Origin of the sequence: Acetobacter musti, assembly GCF_011516835.1 — a bacterium.
Taxonomy (GTDB): Bacteria; Pseudomonadota; Alphaproteobacteria; order Acetobacterales; family Acetobacteraceae; genus Acetobacter; species Acetobacter musti.
In genome coordinates this window covers 1-15,573 of record NZ_WOTB01000054.1, presented here as the reverse complement: position 1 = coordinate 15,573, position 15,573 = coordinate 1, and the positions used below count along the sequence as shown (strand labels likewise).

The window sequence follows — 15,573 nt, the reverse complement described above, 5'->3', positions numbered from 1 at the left end:
CCCGGACCAGATGGCCAACAGCAACGCCGTCAGAAGGGCGGCATAACAACAACCGGGTATAGCTTATCAAGCCCGCAAAACTGTCCGAACGGACGGGACCACCTCAGTCAGTTCCTTTGTTACCATGCCCGATTACGCCGCGACACTTTCATCACATAAGCCGGCAAAGCATTATAAAACCGAGAAAAAAGTTTCTGCGCCGACACGTCCTGCCCATGTCGCGCCAAAATCGATGAATGCCGCTGACGCCGAAGTGGTGCATGTCGCGGCCCATACGAGAAATTCTGCTTTCGCGATCTCCACACCGCAACACAGCACATCCCAAGTGACAGTCGTGACAGGCGCTGAACTTCTCAGGACCGGCCAGACGAACGTTCTTTCCGCTCTGGCGCAGGCTAACCCGGCGATCACTACGGCGGCGCTGCCAGGCGGAGGCGCCAGTTCCTTCGTGCAGACCATGCAGCTTCGTGGCCAGTCTCCGGACGATACGCTGATTCTGGTCAACGGGCATCGCCGGCATATCGGCGCGAACTTCAACTCCAACTCGGGCACCAACTGGGGCAGCGAACCGGCCGACATTTCGCTGATTCCGGTTTCAGCCATCGACCACATCGAGGTGATTACCGAAGGCGCTTCGGCCTTATACGGGCAGGATGCCATCGCCGGCGCGGTGAACATCGTCCTTAAGCGCGACACACATGGCGGCAGCGTTAACTTTAAAAACAGCGGCTTCTACGCCGGAGACGGACAGGGGCTTGATGGCTCAGCAAATTACGGCATGGCGCTGGGGCATGACGGCGGTTACCTTGATCTGGCGGCCCAGGTAACGCATCAGTTGCCCACCACAAGAGGTGGCGACTTTTACGGCACTCTGTTTGACGATTCCCGGAATGAGACGGCAAATCGTAACGTGCAGCGTGGCCTTGGCATCCCCAAATCAACGCTGGAGACGCTGAGCGAAAATATGGCCGTTCCTTTTGGTCAGGACTTTGAATTCTACAGCACATCGACGTTTTCCCATCGCCGCGCCAATGTTGCTGAAACTTATCGCAGCGCGGCAAGCACGGATACGTGGATCAATACAAATCTGTATCCGGTTGGTAATCAGCCCTATATTACAATGGATCAGTATGATTTCGAAACGGATAACGGAATCAGAACACATAAATTCGGTTTCGCATGGGATGCTTACGTTACATACGGGCGTGACGCGCAGAAATACGGAACCAAGGATTCCGAGAATATGTCGTTTCCCGACAGCACTCAGACATCCTTCTATGACGGCTCTTCCATCTCATCTGAACTCACAGCCGGTCTGCGGGGATCGCGATCTTTCCATACAAGCGTTCTGCCCAGAGACATCAATCTGAGATTTGGCGGTGAATACCGTCACGATACATTCCAGATGACCGAGGGTGAAACGGCTTCCTGGGAAGGTCTCGGTGCAACCGACCATCCGGGTAACGTCCCTATGGCCGTTACCAACCAGAACCGTGATGTTTATGAGGGCAACGTCAACCTCGATTTTTATATAACAAAAAAGTGGGAATGGACTCTGGGCGGTCGGGTTGCCAGCTATAATAACCTCGCCACGGTCGAGACAGGGTCGATCGGCACACGATATAACTTTAACAAACGCTGGGCCATTCGCGCCAATATCAACAGCGGCTATCGTCCGCCGACCCTGGGGGAAATGTCGTATTTCTATTCGGCTCCATATCCGGGCTACACGGTCGATCAGGTGCCGGCGAGCAGCGCGCTTGCCAAATATCTTGGTGCAGGCACAATGAAAGGCGAATATTCCAGAAGCTATACAATTGGTCTGGATGCAACGCCGGTTGATAATTTCCATATAACAGGGAATCTGTATTACATCGCTATCAACAGCCGCCTTGGAAGCACAAAATCTTACAGTGTCGATACAAGTGATACGACGTTAATGAATCTGCTTCGTGAAGCAAATCTCGAAAGTGCAACGACGCTTTCCTATTACGCTAATCTGTATAACACACAGACATTTGGCGGCGATCTGAATGCTAACTACACTCTGGATACGAGCCGGTTTGGTAAATTCCGGTTCTCGATGGGAATCAATTTCTCGGATAACGAAATCCGGTCTGCAAAGAACAATCTGGTTAACGAATACACCAAAATGATGGTGCTGCATGCGGCTCCCAAAAACCGCGAGCAGATCAGCGTGAACTGGGACATGGGGAAATGGTCTGTCTTTGTTCAGGAAATGCGCTATGGGTCGATCGTCTACATGGCGGCTCCGACGGGACCGGGAAGTGTTCCATTCATGCAGAATCCCGGTTTTATTACGAATTTGGAGGTTGATTACAAAATTCTTCCTCGCTGGACAGTCGCAGTGGGGGCCAACAATATTGGAAACAAATATCCAACACGGATCGCGCGTTCAATTGCAAATTCTCAGCAGGGGCTGGCAAAATATGCTTCCTATTCGCCCTATGGGTTCAATGGTGGAATGTATTATGTGAAGACATCACTGGATTTTTAAATACAGTGTTTTGTATTGTCGGTGTTGTCTTAGCGCATGACTGGTGATGTCACAGTGATAGGCGTTTATTTCCTGAACTGAGCGTGCTGAGCCTAGAGGGTGTTATGCACCTTGGGCGAGTATAGCTGCATTTCTGAGCATGAAACATGCGAATGCGATGACATGAAGACTTGCGAGTATTGAAGCGTAACGCTCGTAATCCTTGACGAGCCTACGACAGCGTGTTGCCCATGCGAAAGATCGCTCGACAACCCATCGGCGCGGCAGCAGGACAAAGCCGCGTTTGGCTTCGGACAACCTGACGACCTCAAGGGCGATCCCCTGGGCCCGTGCTGCCCCGGCAGGTTTCTCGCCGGTATATCCCTGATCGACATAGGCCAGTTCAACGCTTTCGTCCGTAGCATCCTGAATGGCGGCGGCAAGACGTCCCACCTCGGCGCGATCATCCCGGCTGGCTGGTGTGACATGCAGGGCCAGCAGATGCCCCAGCGTGTCCACGGCCATGTGCAGCTTTGACCCCTTTTTGCGCCTGGCCCCATCATATCCGGCGCGGGAACCGCTTTCCGGCGTCGAACGTAATGTCCGGCTGTCGATAATGACTGCCGTTGGCTCCGCCCTGCGGCCAGAAGCGACACGCAGCACGGCACGCAGGTCAGACGTCAGTACCTCGAAGCAGCCTGCATCCATCCAGCGACGGGATTGCTGGTAGACCGCTGACCACGGCGGAAGGTCGTTCGGCATGGCCCGTCAGGCTATCCCGTAGCGGATCACGTAACGCAACCCATTGAACAGTTCGCGCAATGCATGATGTCGTTGTTGCGCATCCTCGCGCATCAGGACCAGATACGGGACGACCAGAGACCATTCTTCGTCTGATACGTCAGAGGGATACGGTTTGCGGGCAGGCGTCATCCCTCATTACTGCACCAATCAGGCACGAAAGTACATAACACCCTCTAGAGACTTCTCTGGCCCAGCTGATGGCAGCCTTAGTGTCATGAATTTTTTCGAAGAGTCCGCTTTCCGGCAATGAGTCGATTAAACTCTTTTACCCAAGCGGATGCTTCTTCGTAGCGCCTGTTTTCAAGAGCCCATGCATGCTGCTGACACACCCGACCCCCCGCAAGGTCCGCTTCGTCGGAACCGGCCTGAGAAAAACCAGCACTGTTCTCATTGGCTATGCCCGCCGCATCGCTCATAAAGCTCACCGCCTCCTGAGAATTCCAAGCCTCGCACAGGAGAGACGTCGGTAAGACGTCCCTCCCGGCGAAATTATCCACCAGGGGACAGCTCATACTACGGACAATGAGGTAAATGCACCGTTAACGGCCCGGTGCTCCACTAACGTTTTGCAGAGTGAATGACGCCGTCCCGCGTTAGAAATTTCGATGTCCACAGGCTTCAAGCCGAGGCAGTCCCGGAAATTCAATGAAGCATAAGAGTTTACCGTCGGCTCATCATTCCGCCCCCCTCCACATCCATGTGAAGGACACAGTTTTCATGAATGGTTTGTCGAGCGTGAGACATAGGTGGCCCAATTGGTCCATCTCACGCATGCTTGTTTTATCGATAAGGAACTCGCGCGGTCCCTGTGAGTTTGTGCGATGCTGGAGATGTAAACTCCATCGTTGTTCAGGAAGCCCCGCTGGTCATACTGGCGGGGCTTCTTGCTTTTCCAATAGCGAGCCAGACAGCAGGATGTTCGCTGCTGTATGCGCATTGGGATCTGTCGGGATAATTGTTCTGGCCGCGTCAGAAAGCAAATCCATCCTGCTTACCAGCGCTATCCCCCAATTTTTGGGGCGCATCCCATACAGTCTTTATCTGACGCACATGACTGTATCTGTTGTACTGTGCCGATTGCTGAATTCATATGTCGGATTTAGTGCGATTGCAGGAGTGCTTTCCATTCTGTTCGCACGGCCTTTCCAGCAAAGGCGGGTGGCGCCCTAGCGTAGGCCACCCCGTCACAGGCCGTCCACTGAAGCGGCTTTTTCTTCGAGCGGCGATTGAAGCTGGCAATTCGGAACGCTGCCCGAACGGGGGGTATCGAAACCGGCGAGGGCAGCGCGTTACCAGCAGACCATCTCCAAGGTTTGTCGCTCCTTCCAGCCGGAAATCCACGCCTCTTTTTCGTCGCCGGACAGAAAGGTTGCCATGCGCAGAGGTTGACCTTCGGCATAAGCGTCCCGTCCAGCGTTATACACTCGCCCAAGTCTTGGGTTTCGTTGCCATTTCGCATCGGGTGGAGCGGTAAAAAGTCGCCTAACGAGCTCGATTATCCTGATCTTCTTCATTCAGCCAGAATACGCACCGGAGGACCGGTTTCCTAGGCCTCCCGGCGAAATTACCTCACGGATTCGAGGCAGAGGCACTTTGCACACAGCCTTATGACGGCGGGGCTGCTAACCTGATCCTCGTATATTCCAAAAAAATAACACTTTAATTTTGCGACAATGTCATTAAATAAAAATAACTCTCATGAATCGATAAGAAATTCCATTACCTGTTCGCTTGCCCGGCTGAGCGGCTAGGATCAAGACCTGTTAATTCATTGAACTGAGCGGACGGTTGTGATTCACAGTCTTGCCGATAGAGTTAAGGCTGTGATTGACGTGTTTTTGCTTTCTGAACGCCAGATGGATCTGATCAGGCCATATTTTCCTTTGGCTCATGGCGTGCCACGTGTGGACGACAGGCTGTTCTGAGCGGGATCGTTTACGTGATCCGTAACGGACTTCAATGGAAAGATGCTCCGAAAACCTATGGTCCATACAAGACCTTATACAACCGCTTCATTCGCCGGAGCCGCCTGGATGTCTTTGACCGGATATTTACAGCGCTGACAGAACAGGCTGGCCGGTCGAAGCGCCTGATGATTGATGCGACCCATCTCAAGGCTCACCGGACAGCCGCCTCCCTGCTCAGAAAGGGGCTTTTTCCCGCCATATCGGACGGACAAAAGGCGGTCTGAACTCAAAACTGCATGCCGTCTGTGATCGTCAGGGACGACTGGTTCGACTTTATCTGACGGCAGGACAGGTCAGCGACTTCAAAGGGGCGGATGTTCTGCTGGCAGACCTGCCGGATGAGACCGAAGAAGTCATCGGCGACCGGGGATACGACGGCAATAAAATCAGGCAGTCGCTCGCAGAACGCAACATCACCGCCTGTATTCCGCCAAAGAAGAACCGGAAATCAAAGCCACCTTATGACTGGAATCTGTATAAAAAGCGTCACCTCATCGAAAACATGTTCGCAAAGCTGAAAGACTGGCGACGTGGTGCGACCAGATACGACCGCTGTGCTCACACCTTCATGTCCGCTCTCCACATCGCAGCAAGCTTTATCTTCATGGCTCAGAGAATGAGGATGAATTCTGAGCCTGGAGCACTGAAGGCTACGCCGTCATCCGTCAGCTTTGCGACTACCGCTTCCGATACCAAACCTTCTGCTCTCCCCGCAAAACCGTCTGTCGGCTCAACAGTACAGGAATAGGCTGGCGGTAGTCGCCTCATGCCGAACATAGAACCCGGCAATCTGCGTCCCGGAAGCGGACGTCAGATCATAATCTGCCTGCCAGTCGGGTCAGAAGATCCATGCGCTCGTGCAGGATGGCCACGACCAACGTGGGCGCACTCTCACGCGGCAGGCAGAAAACGAAGTGGTGATCGACCCGCGCCATCCTTAGCTCCGGATACAGCGTGCTCATATCCCTGAAAGGGCTGTGACCTTCGACGAGGCTGACAATGCCCCGCTCCAGAGCGGCGACATATCGACGAACCTGAGTGTCTCCCCACTGTTTTGTTGTGTAGCGGATGACCGCACGCAAATCAGCTTCCGCTGCTTCAGTAAGAATGTAACTTTTCAAGTGCGCTTCTCGTCGAGTTCCTCACCAAAGATCGCACTGATGCTCTTTGAGCTTACCTTGCCATCAAGGCCTTCCTGAATGCGGGCTCTGAGCAGATTTTTAAGTTCCTGCCACGCATGGTCAGTATCAAGGTTATCAGGGAGCAAGCGCTCAAGGGCATACTGCTTGATCGTCTTGCCCTGTAATGCCGCCAGTGCTTTCAGGCTCTGGTGCTGCTGATCCGTCATATCAATGGTCAGTCGGCTCATGGTATATTCCTCCCGTGAAGCACAAACTCACATTAGCACATATGTGGGCACGATACGAGGAAAAGGTAGCAGTCGCCTTCATCTGAGACGAAAAGGCGCTGTGGCATTATTCTTTAAAGCGGACACGGTAACTGACACTGGACTGACGGCGTCCGGTCCGGCTTGTTATCTCATAACCACATGACAGCGTACGGCCTGGTCTGAACTTTCAGGAAAAGCAGAATAATGGAGAACAGGCAGGCGCTTTCCGTGAAAGAAAAGATGGCCTACGGCTGTGGTGATGCTGCCTCCAACATGATGTGGGGCATGACGTCATCCTACCTGATGTATTATTATACAGATATATATGGTCTGCCGCTGGTTGCCATATCATGGATACTGCTGGTGGCCCGTGTTGTGGATGCCTTCTGCGATCCGGCCATCGGCTATATTGTTGACCGTATCGGCGGACTGATCGTGCCGCGCCTGATCCGCTCCCTTGCCATTCCTTTCGGTATAACGGGTTTCCTGTGCTTTCTGGCCCTGCCGCTTTCGCCTGCGGGGAAAGTTGTGTGGGCCGGAGCGACCTATATCGTGTTTGGTGCCATCTATTCCTGCATCAATACGCCCTATGGTGCGCTGGCCGTCATGATCAGCCGTTCCGCTACAGGGCGTGTTGGTCTTAATGCATTCCGCATGATGGGTTGTCAGGCCGGGTCGCTGCTTGTGGCGCTGCTGACCATTCCCGCCATCACCTGGCTGGGTGGAGGCGAAAGCGCGGCGCAGCACAGGTACGGCATGGCGGTCTATGTGCTGGCTCTGTCGGTTCTGGGCAGCATCCTGTGACTGTGCGTGGCGCGCGGCTGCACCGTGCGCAATCCACCTGCCCCGGTCCGGCAGAACCTTCTGGTCACGCTGCGCCATCTGCTGGGAAACCGGCACCGGGTGTTGAGCAATCTGCTCGCGTTCTTCTATTTCGTGGGGCAGGCAGCCCTTTTCGGGTTTGCCCTGTATTACGCCCGTATCATCCTTGGCGGCACGGAACAGCTTGGCGCCAACATCATTACCTTCATCACGGTCCTGCTGTTTGCTGGCGTGCCCGCGTGCCTTCCACTTGCCCGGTGGGTGGGAACCGTCCGCAGCGGGGTCATATGCCTGATCGCGCAGGGGGCGGCCTATCTGATGATGGCTGTGGCGGGCGCGTCCATGACCGGCTTTTTCCTGGCCGTGGCTCTTCTGGCGCTGGCGCAGGGCGTGATGTCGCCGCTGTATTACACTTTGCTGGCGGAAGCCGTGGATGATGGTGATCCGCGCACCTCGACCGGATCGGCCGGGCTGGCGTATTCGATCAACACGTGGGTCACGAAACTGGCGATGGGACTGACCGGCTTCGTTCTGGCGCAGTTCCTGTCACAGGGCCATTACGTCGAGGGTGGAGTGACGCAGCCACCCGATCTGTCATTCTGGATTATGGCCGGATTTGTCTGGCTGCCGCTGGGGGCGGTCTGTCTGCAGGCCCTCTGCCTTCTGGCATGGCGCGACAGAGAATGAACATTCTGCCAGTGCTGTAATCAAACGGGCAATGCCTCCTGCCAGGCTTTCGATGTTTTCCCCGGAAGCCTGCAGATGTCCCGATCTGATTTTGGCTGACCGGGCCTGTTCGGTTATGTTTTCAGATCAGCTATGACAGAACCTTCTGCTCCCTCGGCCAGGACTGTCTGTCGGCTGTGCAGGTAACAGACACCCAGATCAGACCGCTACCGGCGCAACGAAATATAAGTTTCCCATAGATCGGGAAAGCAGCTCTCCGGGAAAGAGGCAGGAATCACTCAGCCGAAACCTTTTTCCGACCACGCCGGACTTCGGGAACTCTTGTTATTTTCGCTTCACTGTTATCAGTATGAGCCGAAATTTTCCGGCCCAGTCCGATCTCCCGTGCAAGGGCGGAACGCTTCTCCGCATAAGCCGGTGCAACCATTGGATAGTCTGGTGGCAGACCCCAGCGAGAGCGATATTCCTCCGGTGTCATGCTGTAAGATGACATCAGATACCGCTTCAGCATCTTCAGTTTCTTACCATCTTCCAGGCAGATAATGTAATCCGGGAACACGCTCTTTTTAATCGGGACAGCAGGCTTCAGAGCTTCTGGCTTCTGCTCACCGGTTCCGACTTTAACCAGCGCATCGAATAGCTGATGAATCAGCGCCGGAATCTGCTCTGCCGGAACACTGTTGTTAGCCAGATAGCTGGACACAATATCAGTCGTCAGTCCGCGAAGAACGTCTACATCAGTTACCTTTTTTGATTGATTGTCAGACATAAGTTTTCTTTCTTTGGTTTTAATTATCGAATACTTTGCACACCGAACAATAAACCGCAAATCAGGATCACTCCCCATCACCCGTCATATGGGAGATACGTATCGATGGATGCGATCGAGAGGATAGAGGATGTTATGCACTTTGCATGAGCAGGTTAGCAGCATTTTTCAGCATGAAGCCTGCGAAGGCGATGGTGTGATTGTGGCGAGGGCTTCCTGCCTGTCGCAATACGCAGTCCAGCCCGAAGATCGTGGACAGCAGCCTCGAAACATCCCGTTTCCACCCAGCACCGGGATTGCTGGTAAACCGCAGTACACGGCGGAAGATCGTTCGGCATCGCCCGCCATGCAATGCCGTAACGGATCACATACCGAACCCCGTTGAACAACTCCCGCAGATCGTGATGGCGTTGTTCCGCGTCTTCCTTCATCGGAAGAAGATACGGAATATCCAGCGACCACTTTTCGTCAATGATATCAGATGGATACGGACCGCTGGCAGTATTCATCGATCTGTTCTGCAACACTCACGCTATAAAATACATAACACCCTCTAAGGTGGCATCTTCTCGCCGGTATTGCAGCTCGTTTGTGTGAGAGCTCCGTCAGACGCCGTCTCCGGGAATCAGTGGATAGCTTCTCCGTTTCGTGCATTCGTCCTTAGCATCTCAAGCACATGCACGTGTACGGCGAGCCAGGTCCGCGCGTTTTCCAGATCCTCAGCAGCGAGAAACATAGCCGCACGATCTCTGGCCACGTTAGCGGCGTCGTCACCGAGCAGCCGGATCATCTCGTCAGCTGCAGCTTTGGTATTAATCGTCAAAGCAGATTTCTTTCGCTGTGTTGCCATGGTTCACTCCGGCAGAGCAGCCGGACCCGCGTAACTGAGCCTGTGGGCGGCGGCATACGGACTTATATGCAGGCCGGCGGGCGAAGCCAGTATCCAGAAGCTGCTCCCCGGCGGCATATGAGTCCACCATGCCCAGACGATGTCTCCTGCTTCGTCACGCAGAGCGTGCGGTCCGGTCACTTCCGGATTCAGCGGCCAGCCAGGACGGTCCGGGTCAGGCCAGCGGAGGTTTTTTCCTGTCACAGCCATTTTGCTGCTCCGACATGATGAGAACACGTCCTCCGACGGTGAAGGCTGAAGCTATATGAGCCTTCGCAATCCGTCTGCCTCATCCCGACAGACAATCGGCGATCCCGGATTGAGCTTCGGTCGGCGACCACCTTTCTTCCATGTGTAGGGCCGGAAGATGATTCGTTTTTCGGTGACCATGTCGTGCCTCGGGTTATGAAGGAACCCATTTTATCATGCCTGCTTTCCTGCCGGGTGCTGGGTTTTTCGCTGAGCGCTCACGTGCCAGCGTGCTGTCCTGTTTAACCAGGGCAACCATTCCTTGCCGCGGGTCGTTCGCTTTACAGGCCGACTGACCGGCCCGGGAATTTTATCATGAAAAATCTGCTTATGAGTCTGCTCACAGCGCCGACACTCTGCTCATTCCCGTTCTTTACAGAGAACAGCGATCATATAAAGATCGCACCGTAAAAAGCACTGACTCTGAGTGTAGAGATGCAGCAGGGCGTGTCGTCAGTTGGTCTACAGCTCAAAGCAATTTGTACTACCGTTTGATCGGTGGCGTTTTCTCGACATTTTTGGGCGGGAAGGATACCAATGTGTTGGTACGGTCTGAGCGACAGTCAGCGGGAGCGGATGAAGTATCTGCTTCCGGGTGGGAGACCGTACTGACCGGACGAGCGTGGATAGCCGCATGTTTGCCGAAACCATGCTGTGTCGTTACCGTGCAGGTATTCCGTGGCGCGATCTGCCTGCCCGGTTCGGACTCCGGAAGAACGTTCACCGGCGTTGATCACGACAATAAATAACGGTGGTCGACAGCACGATTGTCTGCACTCCCCAGCATACTGCGGGAGCCTGTAAAAAGGGCGAACGGATCGGGCCGTCGACTGGTCCCGTGGCGGACCAACGATGAAAACCCATGCAATAATCGATGCTGCTGGAAAAACCGTGGCGCTTTCTCTGAGGCCCGGGCAAAGAGCCGACGTAACTCAAGCAGAACCTCGCCTGAGCGAGGTCGGTCCCGAAGTCCTGAGAGCCTGTTTGGAAAATCGGTCTGATGTGATTTCAAGCTCTGGATGTGGATGCCAGAGCAGAGGGGCCGGATGGCCAGGATCACCCGCAAGACGAAACGCTACCCGTCTGACATGACGGACGAGGAATAGGAGCGGATCGCGCCGTTGGTGCTAGGCCCTGGGCGTCGTGGCCGCCCACGAGAGGTCGAATTCCGCGAGGTGATCAATGCGGTGCGCTATCTCGTTCGTTCAGGCTGCGGCCGGCGGATACTGCCGATCCACTCATTGGGAGGCTCGAAGATCGGCAGATCGTGTCGATTATTCTGTCAAAGAGCAAGGAAATCCAATGATTCTTCGTCAGACCAGAACAGTTCAAAGGTATAGTAATAAGCTGCAATCGATTTTCCTTGCTGCCGTTCGGTCATCAGAGTTGTCATTGAGATTAACTGACGACACGCTTTGGCATCAGAATCTGGTGCTTCCCGAGCCCCCCATAGCTCACAACCGTCAAACCTAGACTTTGAGAAGGGGATATAGGATAATCTCATAAGAGTATTAAATTACATTCACTATAAGGTTCGCCGACGTTAAATTAGGCGGAAATTATAGCAGAGTATCATCTGATGGAGTAACGGAGTGAGTCTAGTTAGATCTGCAATTGCTTTATTTGTGAAAGATGAGGCTAATGACATATTAGGATGGATATCTTGGCATATAGCGATAGGAATTGATAAGATATTTATTTATGATGATCATTCAAGTGATGGAACATTTGAGATAGCACTTGCTGCATCAAAGATATTTGATATTGAAGTTATAAAGACAGACTTATCTGAAGGAAATTTCTACAACAGGCAAAGGAATAGCTATTTTGATGCAATAAAAAGATCGATAGGAAAATATCAATGGATAGCTCTTCTGGATGGAGATGAGTATATCTCTATAGGAGAGGGCCCTTCTATAAATGAATTTCTGAAAAAATTTGATGATAATAAAAGCGCAATTGCTATGAGTTGGTGTATATATGGAAGCTCATCTCGGGTAATAAAAGATAATGTTCCGATATATCAAGCATATAATTACCATTCAACGAAAGACCTTGGCGACAATTTATTAGTCAAGAGTTTTGTTAGGCCAGAGAGAATTGTATTTAAATATGAGAATCCGCATAAATTTAACATTGATAGAGGATTATATGTTGATGTTAATGGTGATGAAGTAAAGTGGTTGCAGGGGCCGACAAAAAAAATAATTTGGGACTCTGTGAGGGTAAATCATTACATATGTAGATCTATGGAACATTTTGTTGGTAGAATAAAACGAAGAATTGGCGTTGATTTATCAAACACTACGTCATATTGGGAGCATTTTAACAAAAACGACATATTTGAGGAGCAAAACAAAGAAATAGTGCATAAGTCAAATTATGTCTTAAATAAGATAAAGTTAGGTGTTTTTTCATATTTCAAATATAATATACTTAATGTTAGCGACTTTGTTCTACGTGGAGTAAAGAACAGAAATATAAATAGGATTCCAAATTTCAAAAATATTCCTATATTTACAATGAAATCATATCATGGAGAGTGTTTATTTTTAAATAATATTGATGGCCATGTGGTTCAAAAGCACGGGGCAACAAAACTTATTGCTGCGAAACCATATATTGATGATAGGATATACCTTTTCACATATTTTTATGGTTGTATTTCAAATATAAAGTTCAACATTTTCGGAGAAAATAGGAAAAATTATTGTTATGATTTTGAAATGATTAGGTGTCCAGCAGGAGGGTTTTTTATGAAATCCGATGATAGCAGAAAGTTTGTTACTGCTCTTCCTGAGATAAGCGGATTTATAGTTGAGGTATCAAGGGCGACGCGGTCTCATTGGGAAGAGTTTTCATTTCTTGATAAAGTGGGAGAAATGAAAGTTTCTTATGATCGTCCAGGTGCAAATACGTCAGATGGGATAATTTCGGATATAATTAATTCTATGGGTGACTATTCCTTTGAGGAATTTTCCATAAGGGCATCAAGCCTTTCACCCTTGGAGAAAAATAAATTAGCATCAAATTATGGATCTTATATATTAACTATCATGTGAATTTTATTGCCAGTGTCACATGAAATAATATGAATGGCGGAAGATAATAGCCAAGCAGGGTTTTCGATGAGCGGCACGGCCCAATAAACTTGGTCTGTTATCGGGAAAGAGGGATAGATTTCACATCGCAATGTTTTGCTTGGCTTGTGTTCGCTTTACGTCCGAACCTCAATGAAAACGTAACGGCCTTTCCTTGAGGCTCCGCATAAAAATAGATTTTCGTTATCGACCCGGTGGATGGTTGCGACATCCGATCGGTTTGAAACGCTGTTGTGATTTCCAGCATTCCGAGGTGTGATCGAGAGACAATAAAATGACCCGGCGAGGCACCGCTGATGCCGAGGCTCGCCTGAACGCACTGCGCGGTCAGTTCGATGCATTCTCGCGGACTGTGGTTTTTGAAGTGTTTAATCCGGAATCCGCCGAAGGATCCGGCCAGTTCAGGCAAAAGTAAGGATGGTCGTTCACCCTTTTGGCCTGGTTTCGAGATCCAGAATGCTGGTCTTCAGGCGGTCGGAATGATATCCGATGACAGGGCAGGTTAGATCAACGGTTGTAGCCTTTGACCTGTGTGAGCCCGTTGCTGGCTCCGATGGAGCGTATGACATCGGGGAGTGCGGTAAGATTGTTTCAGGCGGAACAGGCGGCGTCAATAATGCGCTTAGAGCCTGTCTGGAAAATCACGGGTGAGCATTTCTGCGCATGAGATTGGCGCCCAGGGCGAAGAAGATCATGGCCTGTGACACGTCGACGCGGCGCTCGTAATCACGCACGAGCCGGCGCCAGCGGGTCATCCAGCCGAAGATCCTCTCGACCACCCAGCGTCGCGGCAACACCTCGAAGCCCTTTGTTCCGTCACGGCGGATAATCTCGACGATGAAATCCAGATAAGTCGTCTTGTCCATCAACTTCAGACGGTCATAGGTGCCATCGGCGAACAGATGCTTCACCCATGGCCAACGCTTGCGGATCGCATCCAGGATCATCCGGGCGCCGGCACTGTCGGAGATGTCGGACGGGGTCAGGTCGACCATCAGGACGCGTCCGTCCGTATCGACGGCAATATGGCGCTTGCGTTCGACGACCTTCTTGCCGGCATCGTAACCCCTTGTCCTCGCATGAGGCGCCCTGATGCTCTGGCTGTCGATTACCGCCGCTGCCGGACTGGCCTCGCGGCCTGCCTGTTCCCGGTCGAGCATCAGTTCAACGTCATGGATGGTCTGGAACAGGAACCGTCGCGCCAACTCACGAAACCAGCCATAGACCGTGCGCCAGTGCCCGAAGTGGATCGACAGCATCCGCCAGCCTTGCCGTGCCGGGTCCATCGCCCGACGATGCCGTTCTTCTGACCGATGCAGGTTTGGTCCCACAGCCAGATCCCAATCGGCCTTCTTTTCAGCAAATGGCCGGTGTCGGTGTGGACGCTCAGAATGCGGTGGAAGCCTTTTTGAACGCCTCTATGACGGCGGGATCCCGCCCCGGATGACACGGCCAGGCGGTGACATAAGAAAAACCAGGACCATACAGAAAAATGGAAACATCCCGTTCATGGCAGACGACGCCAGCGCACCATGCCAAGCCGTGGAGCTCAAAGCTGGATGGACATGAAATCTTTATCGTTGGCATGGTCGAAGCGCGGCAAGACATCACGCTCAATGAGATGCTGTCGTGCCTGCAGAGTGAGCAGTCTGTCGGGATTGGTCGCAACATGCTCAGCTGATGGCCGCGGCAGCGCGGATGGACATTCAAAAAAGACGGCACATGCTTTGGAGCAGGAGCGCCAAGATGTGCTGACATCTCGGCAGGACCGGTTTGACGGCCAGCCTGACCTCAATCAGCACCGCCTGGTCTCCATCGACAAGACCCGCCTCTCCATGGAGATGGTCCGTCTGCGCGGTCGCGCTTACGCGTAGAATTCTGCCAGCTGACGCTCCTCATGGGCACTGGAAAACCACCACTCTCACCGCCTGCCTGTGTCTCACGTGTAAGACCGCACACTTCGTACATGAGGGCGCCATGAACGGCGAGATTTTGCAGGCCTGTATCGAGCATGTTCTCGGCCCTACCCCGAGCCCGGGCGATATCGTCGTGCTGGACAATCTGTCCGCCCACAGGATTCAGTGAGCGGGAAAGGCTATCGAACGAGCGGGGCACGGATGATGTTCCTCCCTCTCTCTGTAGTCTCGATTTCAACCCGATCGAAATGGCGTTCGCCAGGTTCAGCATCCGCCTATGGGCCGGGTCAGCAAGACCCGTCGCAGCGCTGTGGGGCGTCGCCGGATTGATCCCGGATGCTTGATCACCAACAAGGCTACGATCCTGAACCGGGGTCGGTACATAAAACGGGCACAGATATACGCTAAGGATTATCGGTGATTGTGATGGCTTGCCGGAGCGGGCGGAGTTTCCCTTCCGGGATGCCGGCGTCGGTCCAGAG

At 52.5% G+C, this 15,573-nt stretch carries 14 protein-coding genes and 5 pseudogenes; 9 read left to right on the top strand and 10 right to left on the bottom strand.

The window, feature by feature from the left end; translation table 11 throughout:
* Window positions 1-124: 124 nt before the first annotated feature.
* Window positions 125-2,518, top strand: a complete 2,394-nt coding sequence (locus tag GOB93_RS19745; RefSeq protein ID WP_173585121.1) for a TonB-dependent receptor domain-containing protein — start codon at window positions 125-127, stop codon at window positions 2,516-2,518.
* 102 nt (window positions 2,519-2,620) lie between these two features.
* Here the strand turns inward: GOB93_RS19745 and GOB93_RS19740 are convergent.
* Both GOB93_RS19740 and GOB93_RS19735 read right to left on the bottom strand, forming a co-directional pair.
* Window positions 2,621-3,430 (bottom strand): annotated as a pseudogene (locus tag GOB93_RS19740) (IS5 family transposase).
* A gap of 83 nt (window positions 3,431-3,513) precedes the next feature.
* A complete protein-coding gene (locus tag GOB93_RS19735; RefSeq protein WP_173585120.1) occupies window positions 3,514-3,717 on the bottom strand; it encodes a hypothetical protein in 204 nt (67 codons plus the stop codon).
* Window positions 3,718-5,124: 1,407 nt separating this feature from the next.
* On the opposite strand from GOB93_RS19735, the pseudogene GOB93_RS19730 reads away from it, so the two are divergent.
* Window positions 5,125-5,878 (top strand): annotated as a pseudogene (locus tag GOB93_RS19730) (IS5 family transposase); the annotation flags it as partial.
* A 205-nt stretch (window positions 5,879-6,083) separates the two neighbouring features.
* On the opposite strand, the gene GOB93_RS19725 reads toward GOB93_RS19730, so the two are convergent.
* Window positions 6,084-6,389, bottom strand: coding sequence for a type II toxin-antitoxin system RelE/ParE family toxin (locus tag GOB93_RS19725; RefSeq protein ID WP_173585119.1), 306 nt, complete (start codon window positions 6,387-6,389; stop codon window positions 6,084-6,086).
* The gene (locus tag GOB93_RS19720; RefSeq protein ID WP_173585118.1) at window positions 6,386-6,637 is read right to left on the bottom strand and encodes an antitoxin; all 252 of its coding nucleotides are present in this window, start codon (window positions 6,635-6,637) and stop codon (window positions 6,386-6,388) included. Before GOB93_RS19720 ends, GOB93_RS19725 begins: the two co-directional genes overlap by 4 nt.
* Before the next feature lie 225 nt (window positions 6,638-6,862).
* Between GOB93_RS19720 and GOB93_RS19715 the strand changes: the two are divergent.
* A pseudogene (locus GOB93_RS19715) lies at window positions 6,863-8,167 on the top strand (MFS transporter).
* 274 nt (window positions 8,168-8,441) lie between these two features.
* Here GOB93_RS19715 and GOB93_RS19710 read toward each other — a convergent pair.
* The 5 genes from GOB93_RS19710 to GOB93_RS22315 form a co-directional block, all read right to left on the bottom strand.
* Complete coding sequence (locus tag GOB93_RS19710) at window positions 8,442-8,936, bottom strand: MucR family transcriptional regulator (RefSeq protein ID WP_173585122.1); 495 nt, start codon at window positions 8,934-8,936, stop codon at window positions 8,442-8,444.
* Between the two features lie 155 nt (window positions 8,937-9,091).
* Complete coding sequence (locus GOB93_RS19705; RefSeq protein WP_242010944.1) at window positions 9,092-9,445, bottom strand: transposase; 354 nt, start codon at window positions 9,443-9,445, stop codon at window positions 9,092-9,094.
* 116 nt (window positions 9,446-9,561) lie between these two features.
* A complete protein-coding gene (locus GOB93_RS19700; RefSeq protein ID WP_206752623.1) occupies window positions 9,562-9,786 on the bottom strand; it encodes a hypothetical protein in 225 nt (74 codons plus the stop codon).
* Between the two features lie 3 nt (window positions 9,787-9,789).
* Entirely contained in the window at window positions 9,790-10,035 is a 246-nt protein-coding gene (locus GOB93_RS19695; RefSeq protein ID WP_173585116.1) for a hypothetical protein, read from the bottom strand.
* Window positions 10,026-10,118 (bottom strand): DUF3761 domain-containing protein, encoded by a 93-nt coding sequence (locus GOB93_RS22315; RefSeq protein ID WP_173585115.1) that lies wholly within the window; start codon window positions 10,116-10,118, stop codon window positions 10,026-10,028. The genes GOB93_RS19695 and GOB93_RS22315 overlap by 10 nt, the downstream gene beginning before the upstream one ends.
* A gap of 551 nt (window positions 10,119-10,669) precedes the next feature.
* Between GOB93_RS22315 and GOB93_RS19685 the strand changes: the two genes are divergently transcribed.
* From GOB93_RS19685 to GOB93_RS19675, 3 genes and pseudogenes are all read left to right on the top strand, one after another.
* Window positions 10,670-10,807, top strand: coding sequence for a transposase (locus GOB93_RS19685; protein ID WP_408742425.1), 138 nt, complete (start codon window positions 10,670-10,672; stop codon window positions 10,805-10,807).
* A 286-nt stretch (window positions 10,808-11,093) separates the two neighbouring features.
* Window positions 11,094-11,312: pseudogene (locus tag GOB93_RS19680) on the top strand (transposase); the annotation flags it as partial.
* Window positions 11,313-11,666: 354 nt separating this feature from the next.
* Window positions 11,667-13,136, top strand: coding sequence for a glycosyltransferase family 2 protein (locus GOB93_RS19675; RefSeq protein ID WP_173585113.1), 1,470 nt, complete (start codon window positions 11,667-11,669; stop codon window positions 13,134-13,136).
* 680 nt (window positions 13,137-13,816) lie between these two features.
* Here GOB93_RS19675 and GOB93_RS19670 read toward each other — a convergent pair.
* Window positions 13,817-14,443, bottom strand: a pseudogene (locus GOB93_RS19670) (IS5 family transposase); the annotation flags it as partial.
* A gap of 224 nt (window positions 14,444-14,667) precedes the next feature.
* On the opposite strand from GOB93_RS19670, the gene GOB93_RS19665 reads away from it, so the two are divergent.
* The 3 genes from GOB93_RS19665 (at window position 14,668) to GOB93_RS22165 (ending at window position 15,260) form a co-directional block, all read left to right on the top strand.
* Window positions 14,668-14,856 (top strand): hypothetical protein, encoded by a 189-nt coding sequence (locus GOB93_RS19665; RefSeq protein ID WP_173585112.1) that lies wholly within the window; start codon window positions 14,668-14,670, stop codon window positions 14,854-14,856.
* A gap of 67 nt (window positions 14,857-14,923) precedes the next feature.
* On the top strand, window positions 14,924-15,049 hold the full coding sequence (locus GOB93_RS22070) for a hypothetical protein (RefSeq protein ID WP_277877350.1): 126 nt from the start codon (window positions 14,924-14,926) through the stop codon (window positions 15,047-15,049).
* Window position 15,050: 1 nt separating this feature from the next.
* Window positions 15,051-15,260: a transposase gene (locus GOB93_RS22165; RefSeq protein WP_338422423.1), complete on the top strand. Its 210-nt coding sequence runs from the start codon at window positions 15,051-15,053 to the stop codon at window positions 15,258-15,260.
* The last annotated feature ends 313 nt before the right edge of the window (window positions 15,261-15,573 follow it).

Coding starts and splice junctions, on each gene's coding strand:
- GOB93_RS19720 (WP_173585118.1), bottom strand. CDS start 6,637: ATGAGCCGACTGACCATTGATATGACGGATCAGCAGCACCAGAGCCTG.
- GOB93_RS19735 (WP_173585120.1), bottom strand. CDS start 3,717: ATGAGCGATGCGGCGGGCATAGCCAATGAGAACAGTGCTGGTTTTTCT.
- GOB93_RS22315 (WP_173585115.1), bottom strand. CDS start 10,118: ATGAGGCAGACGGATTGCGAAGGCTCATATAGCTTCAGCCTTCACCGT.
- GOB93_RS19710 (WP_173585122.1), bottom strand. CDS start 8,936: ATGTCTGACAATCAATCAAAAAAGGTAACTGATGTAGACGTTCTTCGC.
- GOB93_RS19705 (WP_242010944.1), bottom strand. CDS start 9,445: ATGAATACTGCCAGCGGTCCGTATCCATCTGATATCATTGACGAAAAG.
- GOB93_RS19695 (WP_173585116.1), bottom strand. CDS start 10,035: ATGGCTGTGACAGGAAAAAACCTCCGCTGGCCTGACCCGGACCGTCCT.
- GOB93_RS19745 (WP_173585121.1), top strand. CDS start 125: ATGCCCGATTACGCCGCGACACTTTCATCACATAAGCCGGCAAAGCAT.
- GOB93_RS19700 (WP_206752623.1), bottom strand. CDS start 9,786: ATGGCAACACAGCGAAAGAAATCTGCTTTGACGATTAATACCAAAGCT.
- GOB93_RS19665 (WP_173585112.1), top strand. CDS start 14,668: ATGGAAACATCCCGTTCATGGCAGACGACGCCAGCGCACCATGCCAAG.